8 protein-coding genes and 1 pseudogene are annotated in these 12,772 nt (G+C 60.6%); 5 read left to right on the forward strand and 4 right to left on the reverse strand.

Annotated features, from left to right (window positions below; genetic code table 11):
- Nucleotides 1-229: 229 nt before the first annotated feature.
- The 3 genes from DIE06_RS27345 to DIE06_RS27355 form a co-directional block, all read right to left on the reverse strand.
- The gene (locus DIE06_RS27345) at nt 230-610 is read right to left on the reverse strand and encodes a BON domain-containing protein (protein ID WP_124664052.1); all 381 of its coding nucleotides are present in this window, start codon (nt 608-610) and stop codon (nt 230-232) included.
- 165 nt (nt 611-775) lie between these two features.
- Nucleotides 776-1,603: an alpha/beta fold hydrolase gene (locus DIE06_RS27350; protein ID WP_124664053.1), complete on the reverse strand. Its 828-nt coding sequence runs from the start codon at nt 1,601-1,603 to the stop codon at nt 776-778.
- Between the two features lie 55 nt (nt 1,604-1,658).
- On the reverse strand, nt 1,659-2,081 hold the full coding sequence (locus tag DIE06_RS27355) for a DUF3331 domain-containing protein (protein WP_124664054.1): 423 nt from the start codon (nt 2,079-2,081) through the stop codon (nt 1,659-1,661).
- 395 nt (nt 2,082-2,476) lie between these two features.
- On the opposite strand from DIE06_RS27355, the gene DIE06_RS27360 reads away from it, so the two are divergent.
- The 5 genes and pseudogenes from DIE06_RS27360 to DIE06_RS27380 all read left to right on the forward strand — a co-directional run bounded on the left by DIE06_RS27360 (nt 2,477) and on the right by DIE06_RS27380 (nt 7,063).
- Nucleotides 2,477-3,460: an alpha/beta fold hydrolase gene (locus tag DIE06_RS27360; protein ID WP_124664055.1), complete on the forward strand. Its 984-nt coding sequence runs from the start codon at nt 2,477-2,479 to the stop codon at nt 3,458-3,460.
- A gap of 260 nt (nt 3,461-3,720) precedes the next feature.
- Nucleotides 3,721-4,168, forward strand: a pseudogene (locus DIE06_RS39135) (MFS transporter); the annotation flags it as partial.
- A 104-nt stretch (nt 4,169-4,272) separates the two neighbouring features.
- Nucleotides 4,273-5,787 (forward strand): winged helix-turn-helix domain-containing protein, encoded by a 1,515-nt coding sequence (locus DIE06_RS27370; protein ID WP_124664057.1) that lies wholly within the window; start codon nt 4,273-4,275, stop codon nt 5,785-5,787.
- A 135-nt stretch (nt 5,788-5,922) separates the two neighbouring features.
- Nucleotides 5,923-6,300: a response regulator transcription factor gene (locus DIE06_RS27375; RefSeq protein ID WP_124664058.1), complete on the forward strand. Its 378-nt coding sequence runs from the start codon at nt 5,923-5,925 to the stop codon at nt 6,298-6,300.
- Nucleotides 6,301-6,397: 97 nt separating this feature from the next.
- A complete protein-coding gene (locus tag DIE06_RS27380; RefSeq protein WP_124664059.1) occupies nt 6,398-7,063 on the forward strand; it encodes a response regulator transcription factor in 666 nt (221 codons plus the stop codon).
- Between the two features lie 27 nt (nt 7,064-7,090).
- On the opposite strand, the gene DIE06_RS27385 is transcribed toward DIE06_RS27380, so the two are convergent.
- Nucleotides 7,091-12,238 carry an ATP-binding sensor histidine kinase gene (locus tag DIE06_RS27385; protein ID WP_124664060.1) on the reverse strand — a complete coding sequence of 1,716 codons (5,148 nt, stop codon included), beginning with the start codon at nt 12,236-12,238 and terminating at the stop codon, nt 7,091-7,093.
- Between the last annotated feature and the right edge of the window lie 534 nt (nt 12,239-12,772).

A 12,772-nucleotide genomic window follows, 5' to 3' on the forward strand; every position in this document is an offset into this window, starting at 1 on the left:
ACAACCGTGGGAGCGTCGCCCGGCGCTTCGCATCAAGGAGACTCCCGAGATGTCGACCCGACCACTGACTATGCGATGTACGCTCTTGCCGTGTTCAGCTGTTAGCAGCAGATTCGAAAAGCGCACCGTGTGCCTGACGTTGCTCATCCAGGCCGTTGCGCTCGAACGCAACGGCCATCCCAGCCGGCAATACTCCGAGTTCTCGTCGCCATCAGGTTTGGCACAACGCTCAGCTTCCGCCTTCGGTAAGCGTCAGTCGGTTGCTCACCGATGTCACGCCAGGCACCGCACTCGCTCGCTTTTCTGCGAGCTGGATCTGCGCGTCGTCCGCGGTCTCACCGGTCAACGTCACCGTGCCGCCTTTGGCAAACACCACAATGCGCGCCGAATCCAGCGCATGATCCTGCTCGAAACTTTTCCGCACACGCTTTGCAAGAGCTCGATCGGTGGCTTTCGCTTTCTTGCGCGATACAACAACAGCCGAATCCTTATGTTTCCGGCCAACGACGGAAGATTCCGGTTCCGCGGGTGCATACGCAACCGACGCGGACGCTATCGAAGGAGCCGCAACGACTGCAGCAATGAACAGTGAAAGAAGGCTAGATTTCATGTGGTTTCCTCAGGGCTATGACGAACGTTACAGAACCTGCTACGCGACGCAAAGATCGAGTTCCGCTGAACGATCTCCGTCATAAAATGAACTTGAATGCTGCTGCAGCTTCCGTTCAAATTCGACACACGTCGTGCTGATTTTTTACCTCCCAACCGAGCGCGGTTAATCGTACGCTCGCACGAAAGCAAGCAGATCTTCATTCAATTGCTCAGCATGCGTCAGGTACAGCGCGTGTGGGCCACCTTCGTATTCGAGCAGGGTTGCGTGAGGCACACGATTCGCTGTCGCTCTCGCCGTAAGCTCGATCGGTGCGGTCTGATCGTCATCGCCGTGCACGATCAATGTCGGCACATCGAGCTTGTCGAGATCTGCACGGAAGTCCGTTTCCGAGAACGCATGCACACAATCGAGCGTGGCGTTCAGGCCTGCCTGCAGCGCCATGTACGTGGTTGCCTCGAGCGCCGCGCGTGAGACTGTCGAACCGGCTCGGTTGGACCCGGTGAACAACGACCAGAAGTTTTCGAGAAAGGTAGCGCGATCGGCGAGTATTGCCGTCCGAATTCCATCAAACACTTCGACCGCGATGCCCTCCTGATAATCGTCGCGCTGCGCAATCAACGGCGTGACCGCACCGATCAGCACGGCCTTCGCCACACGGGCGGCCCCGTGTCGCGCGATGTAGCGCGCAACCTCACCGCCCCCCATCGAAAAGCCGACGAGCGTGACCTCACGCAGATCCAGCTTATCGAGCAAGCCTGCGAGGTCATCCGCCAGCGTGTCGTAGTCGTAACCTTGCCACGGCTGGCTGGACCGACCGAACCCGCGCCGGTCGTACGCGATGCATCGAAACCCCTGCGATGCGAGGTGGTGCATCTGTACATCCCACATATCGGCATTCAAAGGCCAGCCGTGAATGAAGACAACCGGACGGCCGGTGCCCCAGTCCTTGTAGTAGAGCGAAACGCCATCGGGGGTCGTGAACAGACTCATAGTCATTTCCTGACAGGTTGGCGGTCGTCGGATTAGCCCGCGACCTGAATGGGTATCAATGGCGACTCAGTTCGACGATAAGCCGATCCAGTTCGGTCGTCAGAATCATCTCCGCACCGTTCGCCGGCCTCCTTGCTCCGCGCCACTGCGGCTTGTAAACAGAATCGCCCAGGCGAATGACGTGTCCACTCAACGCGCAGCGAGCTCGCATCCGGGACTTCGCGCTGATCCAGCGTTGCTCGTCGTAGCGACAGCACGTCGGATCGCTCCACGATACGAGAACCGACGACTCTGTCTGGCGCTCGACAGAAACGATCGAGCTCCGCGCTCGAACGTTACCGAGCGATTGCATAGATGCGACGTCGCGCCGGCATCGTCCGGCGACGTCGACGCTTTGGCAAACCGGCACATGGCCGTCCGCGCCGAACAACGGAGCAAACTGCGTAAGCATCCGCTCCCAACGACTGATCTCATTCATGGCAAGGCATCCTCGCAAATGACGTGGGCGACGCGTCCCCGTGCCTGACCGCTGCATCACTCGTGGCGTCTTTTGGCATGAAGCGATACGGGTAGGGTATGGAGACGATTCGGGACCAACGATAGCGAGACTCCGCTGAAGCGTCCTTTACCGTTTCTGAAACTTTCTTGCCGGTACGCTTGCTCGGCGCAGCCGTGGCGCTTTCATGAAAATTGAGACGGCTCTCAGTACGTGCTGCCGCAACACGATTTAGGCTGCCTACCGCGCTTGTCAGCATCCGGACGATGCCCGATTCCGACGGCGCATAACTGCCGGCCCGGTGCCATCGTCCCGCGCCGGCAGCATTACCCGCTCGTTCAACGCGACATCATCCCCCGCACGCACCTGGAGCCACGATGCGCATTCCGCAAACTGATGTCCCGCCCTCGCCTCGGCGACGCGACATGATGCTCGCCGGCGCCACAGCCCTGGAGTCGGCGGCACTGCCCGCAGCCGCGTCGGCCGTCAGTCCGACGAGACATTCTTCTGCCACTTCGGCCCATCACGGAGTCAACGCAATGAACACGATCACCACGAACGACGGCACCCTGCTTTACTACAAGGACTGGGGCACCGGCCGTCCGGTTGTCTTCTCCCATGGCTGGCCGCTTTCCGCGGATGCGTGGGACGCGCAGATGCTGTTCCTCGTCCAGCACGGCTTTCGGGTCATTGCGCATGACCGGCGCGGTCACGGACGGTCGAGCCAGCCGTCCCAAGGCAACGACATGAACACCTATGCCGATGATCTCGCTGCGCTGATAAACGCCCTCAATTTGCGCGAAGCGACGCTCGTCGGCCACTCCACGGGCGGCGGCGAAATCGCGCGCTACATCGGTCGCCACGGTACGGAGCGGGTCGCCAAGGCCGTCCTCATCGGCGCGGTACCTCCACAGATGGTGAAGTCGGAGAGCAACCCCGGTGGCTTGTCGATGGCGGTGTTCGACGGTATCCGTAAGAACGTCGCCGAGAACCGCTCACAGTTTTACAAGGAACTCGCACTGCCGTTCTTCGGCTTCAACCGGCCGAGTGCGAAAGTCTCGCAAGGGACGATCGACGGATTCTGGGCCCAGGGCATGATGGGCGGCGCATACGGTCAGTATCTGTGTGTCAAGGAATTCTCGGAGGTCGACTACACCGAGGATCTCAAGAAGGTCAACGTGCCGACGCTGATCTTGCATGGCGATGACGACCAGATCGTGCCGATCCATGACTCGGCCGAGCTATCGGCCAGGATCGTCAAGGACGCCCGGCTCAAGATCATCGCCGGAGCGTCGCACGGGATGTGCGTCGTCAACGCGGACCAGATCAACGCCGAACTGCTGGCGTTCCTGCAAGCGTAATCGTACGATGCCGCGCAAGGGGCCGCTGGAGCCGGCACGCGCGGCTGCAGATGCGTCCGGCCCCGCTTTTGCCTGCCGGCATTGGTGGATTGCGCGCTGGCGCCGCTCCAATCGGAGCGCACAACCCATACTCTTGCCTGCGTGCATGACGCACTATGCGCAGAACGGAACGCATGCGTTACCGCCCCACGCACCGCGGCCATCCGATCACTGCTCCAATGGCCGCGATGCGTATGATGCTCTACGTTCAGTGAACCCTTATGTCGGCAGATTCGACTTCGGTTGCGGCCCGAGGACATGCCGCCAAACTCGCCGAAGGCTCACTACACGCTTCGCGCTCTGTTGGGGCGCGATCGTTGCAAACCTGTACTACGCGCAACGATTACCGGAATGATCGCGCCATGTCTTCACATGTCGGGTGACCCGGCAAGCCTCATCGTGTCGCTCACGCAGATTGACTATGCGTCTCGCCTGTTCTTCAGCGAACCGCTCGGCGCCCCGCTCTAAAACCGCAAGCTGATGATAACGACAGCGCTCGGCGCGAGCGTGAGCCGGGTGGCGGCAGTCGTGCAATCGCCTGGATCTCTCCTCGCCATTTCGCTGCATATCGGTTTCAGTTCGGTGGCCGTGCAGTTCCTGATCCAGCTCGTCGTGCATTTTCCACCGGATGATGCGCGTGGACGCGTGGTCGGCACAATCATGACCGGTCCATCGGTCACCGGGTGACAGTGCGACATTTGCTGGTCCATGTTCGGTAGGTTTAGCCAACTTAGACACATGGATAATAGCGACATACCGGCTCCCGAAATACGATGGCGACAAGTTACCGGGCCGCGTTCCACGCGTCCGGGCGAGTGCTCAACAGACGGCGCGCCTGCGCTATTTCATTGAATGAGCAAAACATGCACACATTCGACCGGGTAGCGGTATCCCTCGAAAGCCGCGAAATTTTCGTGGACGGCGAAGCACGCCATATCAGCATGCGGGCATTCGACATCCTCGAGTTGCTGATCAAGGCGGACGGACGACTCGTCTCGAAGGACGAGATCATGGACAAGGTCTGGCCGAACACCTTCGTCGTCGACAACAATATCCAGGTTCATATCTCGGCGCTACGCAAGATTTTTGGGGGAAAGCATGGCACCATCAAGACGTGCGCGGGACGCGGCTACAGGCTCGCCCGGCCGGTACAAGCACCGTCTGGCGGCGGCCCGATCGATATGCCGAGCCGCATCACGGCCGTGCCCTCCGCCCTCGTGGGACGTGACTCCGTAATCGCCAGCGTGCTCGATTCCATCACGTCCGAGGCCATCGTGACGCTCTGCGGCCCCGGCGGGATCGGAAAAACCACCATCGCCCACGAATGCGCCTGGCAGTTCTCGGCCGGCTCAGGCATGGCAGTTTGTTTGGTCGACCTGTCCGAGGGACAGCCGTACGAATCAGTGTTGCATGCCACCGGACGTGCATTGAAGGTGCCGTCGACTGATCTCGCCCAATTGCTTGCGACGCTCGACGCGCGACCGACTTTGCTGTACTTCGACGGCTGCGAGCACGTCGCCGACGAAGTCGCGGAACTCTGCACCGACCTTCATGCGCATCGCCCTGACACCCGCATCCTTGTGACAAGCCGCGAGCCGCTGCGGATCGCACGCGAACGGGTGTACCGGATCCCTCCGCTAGATTCGCCGGCCGCGGGCGCCTCCGGCGAGGACGTGCTAGCCAGCAGTTCCGTCCAGATGTTCCTGAAGCGCGCGACGGCGACGGGTTCGGACATTTCGCTCGATCCGTGTACGCTGCAGCTCGTCGCATCGATGTGCCGCGCGCTCGACGGCATTCCGCTCGCGCTGGAACTGGCGGCTTCATGTGTCGCTTCACTCGGGATTCCGACGTTGAGCGCCGAACTCGATGCACGACTGCTCGAGTTGCCCAACCTGTTGCGAGCCGCACCGCCGCGACATAAGACGATGGCGGCAGCGCTTGACTGGAGTTATCGGTTGCTGGACGATGACGAGCGAACGCTACTGGGCCGCTTGTCTGTCATCGATGGCCCATTCGAGCTCGCAACCGCTCGCGCAGTCGCCGGTTGTGAGCGCTTTGACTCGGCGCGGATGCTGAGTGGTATCGTCGGGCTGGTGGAGAAGTCGCTGATCCTGACCAGCCCGACCGCCAAATCGCAGCGCTACCGACTGCCGGGGCCTACGCGGGCCTATGCTCTGAAAAGACGGATAGAAGCTGGCGAATGCGGCGAACTCGAACATCATCACCCCTATTGCGAACCGGCAACCTACGCACCTGCCGCCGCATCGGTGGCGCAAGTCACATATTGACGTCGCCGCGAGTCGCGAACCCGGCCGATTCAGGGCTAGCGTGGTTTCTCCGTTCGGTGCAATTATACGAACGACTAATCGCGGCGAAACGAATCTGTCTTTATTATTACAGCTTGCCTCGTAAAGTTCGCGCTCATGGCCTTCGTTTGCATTATCGATGATGACGCGTCGGTACGGAAAAGCCTCGAAAGCCTTCTCAAAGCGGCTGGACATACAGCCTTGTCGTTTGCGTCGGGCGAGGATTTTCTGCTTTCCGACCAACGACTTCACGCCGCCTGCATTCTTCTCGACTTCAAGATGAAAGGAATGAACGGCCTGGAAGTCCAGCGCGCGCTCAAAGAAAAAGGGGCGCGAACGCCAGTCATCATCATGTCCGCCCAACGCGACGACGATGTCGTCAAGCGTGCACTGGATCAAGGTGCTTTAGATTTCCTGCGCAAACCCTTTTCGGATGACGACCTGTTGAATCTGGTCGACCAAGCGACATCCTCCGGCACCGCCGGATCCTACTGATTCCGCCTCGAATCGCCGTGATATTTCAACTGCATAGAACGTTGGGAGCCGTGGCGACATGATGCGCGCCGGTTTAACCACCCCGAAGGGATCCAGAATGACAAGCGAAACAAGCACGATATCGCCGGACGTGCCAAACCATCCGCCTGTCGTTTATATCGTCGACGACGACGAAACTTTGCGTCGCTCGCTCGACTCGCTGCTGCGCTCGGTCGGACTGCACGTCGAAACGTTTGCGTCGTCGCGCGACTTTCTTGCCTTCCATCGGCCGGACACTCCGAGTTGCCTGCTACTCGACGTGCGTCTGCGTGGAGAAAGTGGTCTCGCCTTTCAGGAAGACGCCATGCGAAACGGGCTGAGCATTCCGATCCTGTTCATGACGGGCTTCGGCGATGTACCGATGTCCGTCAAGGCAATGAAAAGCGGTGCAGTCGACTTCCTGACCAAGCCGTTTCGCGAGCAGGATATTGTCGACGCCGTCACGCACGCCCTCGCGGTTGACGCCGCGAGGCTCGATGCGGCGCGCTCGCTGACCGGCCTGCGGGCCGCATACGCTTCTCTGACGCCGCGCGAGCGCGAAGTCATGGGATTCGTCATCACCGGCCTGATGAACAAACAGATCGCGGGGCACCTGAACCTGCATGAAATCACCGTGAAGGTCCATCGCGGTCAGGTGATGCGCAAGATGGGCGCGCGCACGCTGCCCGATCTCGTTCGCATGGCGCAAGCGCTCGGCGTCGAACCACACGACATCCGAAATTAGTAACGGGCTGCTGCCAGGGCAGTCTGTTCAGCGGGCGATGTCGGCAAGCGGCAGCCTGAACACGAATGCCGAACCTCCGGACGGTCCGGCCGTTGCGGTCAACATTCCGCCATGCACCTCCATGATCGATTTGCAGATGGCGAGCCCCATGCCCATTCCGTGCGACTTGGTCGTAAAGAAGGGGGCGAAGATGCGCTCCATCAGCGACTCGTCGATCCCTGGGCCGCTATCGAGTATGCTGACAACGACATGGCCCGCCTCGATCGTCGATGCCACGTCGAGCAGGCGTGGGTGTTCCACGCCGTCCATTGCATCCAGCGCATTTGTAATCAGATTCAGAACGACTTGCTGGATCTGAATCCGGTCTGCCAGGACCTCGACGCCACCGCTATCCAGCCGAACTCGTAGCCGGACGCGCTTCGCGTCGATCTCCATCGCCGTCAGCTTCAGCATCTCTCCGACGAGATCATCGATCACGACCGGCGCGAGCGTGACGGGTGCCTGCTTCGCCAGCGACCTCAACGCTCGTACGATGTCCGCCGCACGAACGCCTGACGCACGGATATCTTCGAGATTGGACCGCGCCTCGGCAATGTTCGGCTGCGCGTTGCCTAGCCAGCGCAGGCTCGCGCCGGCGCTCGATACGATGCTGGTGAGCGGCTGGTTGATCTCATGGGCGATCGATGCGGCGAGTTCCCCCATCACCGTGACGTGGGCCGCATGAGCCAACTCCGTTCGCGCGCGCCGCAACGCCTCTTCCATTTCCTGACGGCGCGCATTCTCCTCGATGAGTTCGGTATAGAGCCGTGCGGTTTCAAGTGAATTCGCGGCCTGAGGCGCGAGCACCTCGAGCATCGCGGTCCGTTTGGGCGTGAATACGCCGTGCACCAACGCGTTCTCAAGATAAAGCACGCCGATCAGTTCCCCCTGCTTGAGCAACGGCAAGCAGAATGCGGATCGGGTCGGGCGAACGGCCAGGCTCGCCGCATGCTCGGGCATACCCTGCGTCGACGCATCGTCAAACACGAGCGGCTTGCGCGTTCGCATGACGCGATTCAGCATCGATGTCGGCATGTCCTTGTCGACTGGTCGCGTCCGCGTGAAATCGACGACCACGTCGTCGCCATCGACACGGGCCGATGCCTCGATCCTCGGCGCACCGTTGCGCACGAGGATCAGCACGCCGTACTGTGCGCCGGCATGTACGACCATGTTGATCATGAGCGACTGGACGAGACGCTGCAGGTCGAGCTCTTCGGAAAGCGATTGCGCGGTACGCATCGCGACCATGAAATCGAGATCCGTGCTGCCTTGAATCTCCAATGGCGCCACCGCCGGTAAAGCGTCAGTCGCGACAAACGAATGCTGCGCTTCAATCCGGGCCGCCTTGCCAAGCGCGCCCCAGCGCCGATAGCACGCATGGGCGATGCGCAAATGGTGGCGCGCGACGCCGGAAAGCGACGACTCGGCCGCGTGCCGGCTTGCCAGTTCGTGGGCCAGCGCCTGTTCGTGCACAAAGCCTTGTGCAGCCGCCATGTTGGCCGACACCTCGTACAACTGCATCGCGCGAAGATCGTTGCCACGCACGCGCTCGAACTCCGCCTCGATCAGCATCAGCTTGTTCTGGAACGTACCCGGGTTCAGTGCCGACCAAGTCGCCATCTGTTCTCGATGAACGGTGACTTTCGCGAGCAGTTGCTCCGGCGACAGCCGCCCCCGATTCGCATGGATCGCAGTCAAAGTCGCAAACAGATAAAAATCGGACAGCATGATATGCGCTGGCGTGGACCAGGTCAGCGAGACAGCCGCCTCGAACGAGGACTCGGCCGTACCCAGGTCGCCGAGCAAAAACGCGGATTGTCCGCGCAGCACGAGCGTCCAGAACGACAACACGGCCATGGGGGGCTTGTCACAGCGTTCGGCGTGCCCAATTTCCCTGCTCCGGGATTGCCACGTTCCGATCGTCCGACCGCTGCCTGTCTGGAGCGACTCGACGAACTCGGCTTGAGTCGCCACCAGATCGACGATGTCGTGGTAACCGGCACCGCGCGCGATCGTCAACAGCGATTCGATCTCGTCACGGATTCGGGGCAACGTCTCGCCCATCGCGATCAAGTCCGAAACGATGTGATTACAGCTGTAGCACTGCCAGCGCAATTCCGCACTTTCGTTTCCGGCCGCCTTCGCCTGACGTGCATAATCGAGCGCAGACGCGAGCGGTTGGGTCCACACGCTGACCTGGTCGAGTGCGACTAGAGTCGCCGTGCGATAGCGCTCGAACCCATGCTTGTCGACGAGCGCAAGTGCGACTTTCGCGAATGCCAGTCCCTCTTCGTACGCATCGTAGGCGTTCGCAATATAGACACCGTACCACGCTAGTCCCTGCACGGAGGCACCCGTGACACCGTATTGCAATGTCAGCCGTACCATGGTCGCTAACTGCAGCAATGTCAGCCCCGCACTCGGATAGAACATCGCCGCCTCAAGGGCGGTCAGCAAACTCATCGCCGCCTCAATGCGCGCATCATTCATCTTCTCGAGCGCGACGAGCTCCGCGATCGAACGCCCCCTAAGTTCGGCCTCGATCTCATGGTACGCGTCAGCCAGGTCATCGGTCGACGGTTGGGCGGGAAAATCGATGTCGAGCGACCTCAAGCCTTCGAGCGCGACATCGACGGCCCCCGCATAGTCCGACTTGACGGTCAGCAGTGCCGCCTTGAGCCGATAGGCTTCCGCGGCATCGATCGCCGAACGCATGCGGGGCAGCAATGCATCGATTTCACGTGCTGCGTTCTCCAGGTGGCCGGTGGCAAGCAATGTGCGACAACGCAGCACGGTCAGAGCCCTTGTGAGGTCGTACGTATCACTCCAGGCGGCCTTGCCGAGCAAGGTCTCGGCCGATGCGAGAAACGCAAGCGTCCGGTCGCGCGCGGCCGCCGCAGCGGTACGCTCCGCTGCGAGAATCAGCATGCTGGCAAACGAAACCGCCCGCCCGCGCTCGACCGGGATGCAAATCGCGCGCTCGATCTGGGCTGCGATATCGAGTACGTTGTCCGGATTGCCTGCAGACGACAGCGAAATCATCGCGGCAGCAATTCGCTCGTGCCGCGCCGCGCGCGTAGCCGGATCGAGCAGCCCGTACGCAGCCTCCCGAATCCTGTCGTGGGTAAATCCCCATTGCTCGCCCCGCCGCAAGACAAAACCCGTCCGCCGCGCTTGTTCCAGCCGGAACAGTACGTCGCCGCGCGCCGTACCCAGTATGCGGGCGATGCGGCCGGAATCACATTCCGTCCCAATACATGCAAGCCAACTGAGCATATCCCGCTCGGCCGGCGACAATCCTTCCAGTCGATGCTCCAGCAATTCGACGACATTCTCCGCATCGTGGTGTCGGTCGATTGCCTCTCGGTCCCAAGTCCACGCATGGCTATCACCATCGAAGCGAACCAGTCGGGCGTCGAAGAGCGCACGCAATAGTTGCCGCACGTGGAATGGATTGCCTTCCGCTTTCCTATGGATCAGTTCACCGAGATCGCGCACGCGGTCGAACGGTTCGTTAAGAAACGATCCGATCATTCGAACGACATCGGACACTTGCAGCGGCGTGAGATCGATCGCGGTCGTGCAGATACCGCGCAGACATTCGACGAACGTTCGAAAACGGGTTGTCTGATCGGACTCAGCAGGCCGACAGGTGATGACAACGCACAGGTTCGCCGGCGCATCGGCAATTAACGCCTCGAGGAAGTCGAGCGTCGCGTCATCGGCCCATTGAACGTCGTCGATCGCAAGCAACAGCGGCGATCCTGGTGACGCAAAGGCAGAAAATGCGCTCGCCAGTATCTGGTGAACGCGCGACACCGGCATCGTGCCGGTCCCATCCGCTTCGACTTCCTGCATGCCCATCGTCTGCCCGATCTCGGGAGCCAACTGAGCCAGCAAGCCGGCGTGTTCGCGCAGGCGCTCACGGATTCCCTGCGTCAAATCTACGCGGGCATCGTCATCCAGCGGGGCGGCATGAGGTAATAGTAATAGCGAGCGCAACGCGCTGACGACCGGCGCATACGGTTGCGAAGACTGATATTGATCGACCTTTCCGCTACCGCAGAACTGCGACGACGGGTTCAGCCGCACCTTGAGTCGGTTGACAAGCATCGTCTTTCCCAGCCCGGCCCCGCCCTCGATCATTACGATCGACGCGCGCCCCGTCAGCGCTACATCGTCATAGGCATCGACGAGCTGGCGCAGTTCGCCTTCGCGCCCGACGAAAGCGCCGGGACCGGCATCCTGCAAGAAGCGGTCGGCACGCGCGAGATCGAACGGTGCGGCCGCACCCGATGCCTTCCACGCTACCTCGATGTACGCGAGATCGTGATAAAGGGATTTGGCGGTCTGATAGCGGGTATTCGGATCCTTCGACAACAGCTTGAGGATGACCTCGTCGAGTATCGGCGGCACGTCTGCCCGGTGCTTGCCCGGTTTCGCAGGTTCGATTGCGACATGTGCATGCAACCATTCGGCCAGCGAGGACGCCTTGAATGGATACGCGCCCGTCAATAGCTCGAATAGCGTGACGCCAAGCGAATACAGATCACTTCGCTCGTCGTCGAACGCGTCCTCCCACATGGTCCGCTCAGGCGCGGCGTACGGCGCCGCAGCCTCGCTGGGCTGTCGTCTGAAACGTAGCTCGCCAGTCAGATCGCATGCATGCATGAACGAGCGAATACGGACGACGCCATTCGACTCATGAACGAAATTCGCGGTCCGAATATCGCCGTGCACAAGACGCTGCTCATGCGTCTTCGCGATGCACCGCGCCATTCCAATCGCGATCGAGAGGAACTGAGCAACGGACAGTTTTCCCGCTAGCGCCGAGAGGGACGTGCCTGCGGTCATCTCGTAGATCAACGCTGGTCCGTCCGCGGTCCGGACCAGCGCATGCGGAACAACAGCCCAGTCCAGTGACAGCTTGGCTCGGACATTGAATTCGCGTTCCATCTGGCTGCAGGACAGTTCATTTGACCATTCCGTCTGCAGTGCAAGCCAAGCTGTATCCGACACGGGATCGACGATCTGAGATTCAACAAACGTGTCTGACGCCCGAATGAAGTTCTGCGTGGCTTGCGCGTATCGTCTCTCGTCCCAGACGATCCCTTCAGCGACGTGATTCTCCATGCTTCGTTTCACTATTCAACACAAAGTCACATACGACGAATCGTTTCCCCGACCCGCCCCTCCCACCCAGCGCCGCTAGCGGCACGGCACTTCAAACGGCACGCCCCGTTGATTATATGTATCTTGTACGGTCACAATTTTCGCGACGTCTGTGGCGCCATCGCAATCGCCTGTCGGCAAAACCGCGCATCCTTGTTTCGGGTTCGAGCGTGCCGATACTGGAACCGCTGGCTACCTGCATCGGGCGAGCGCCGGTCATGCGCGCCCAAGATCCGCTCGGTTGCCGCGCATGTCAGCAAAACAGCTGAGGGATCGTCCGTTTCGAATCGCCTCTCTCCCGCGGCGAACCTTCGAAATTACTTTCAACGCTCACTCACATTGCGGCGCAACGATCTACGCGGTGCCGACTTTATCCGAAAAGATGAGGCTGTTCTTGTACTTTTGTTACGTGAGTTGAAGGAGAGTTACGTAAGGGTAAGTCGATACGATCACCGGATGTCGCATGCACCGATCGTGTGCACCATTGTTTTCATC

Origin of the sequence: Burkholderia sp. Bp8998, assembly GCF_003854235.1 — a bacterium.
In the GTDB taxonomy this organism is placed as follows: Bacteria; Pseudomonadota; Gammaproteobacteria; order Burkholderiales; family Burkholderiaceae; genus Burkholderia.

Excerpts from the sequence above, each read along its gene's own strand:
- DIE06_RS27345 (WP_124664052.1), bottom strand. The coding sequence starts at position 610 with ATGAAATCTAGCCTTCTTTCACTGTTCATTGCTGCAGTCGTTGCGGCT.
- DIE06_RS27350 (WP_124664053.1), bottom strand. The coding sequence starts at position 1,603 with ATGAGTCTGTTCACGACCCCCGATGGCGTTTCGCTCTACTACAAGGAC.
- DIE06_RS27355 (WP_124664054.1), bottom strand. The coding sequence starts at position 2,081 with ATGAATGAGATCAGTCGTTGGGAGCGGATGCTTACGCAGTTTGCTCCG.
- DIE06_RS27360 (WP_124664055.1), top strand. The coding sequence starts at position 2,477 with ATGCGCATTCCGCAAACTGATGTCCCGCCCTCGCCTCGGCGACGCGAC.
- DIE06_RS27370 (WP_124664057.1), top strand. The coding sequence starts at position 4,273 with ATGGCGACAAGTTACCGGGCCGCGTTCCACGCGTCCGGGCGAGTGCTC.
- DIE06_RS27375 (WP_124664058.1), top strand. The coding sequence starts at position 5,923 with ATGGCCTTCGTTTGCATTATCGATGATGACGCGTCGGTACGGAAAAGC.
- DIE06_RS27380 (WP_124664059.1), top strand. The coding sequence starts at position 6,398 with ATGACAAGCGAAACAAGCACGATATCGCCGGACGTGCCAAACCATCCG.
- DIE06_RS27385 (WP_124664060.1), bottom strand. The coding sequence starts at position 12,238 with ATGGAGAATCACGTCGCTGAAGGGATCGTCTGGGACGAGAGACGATAC.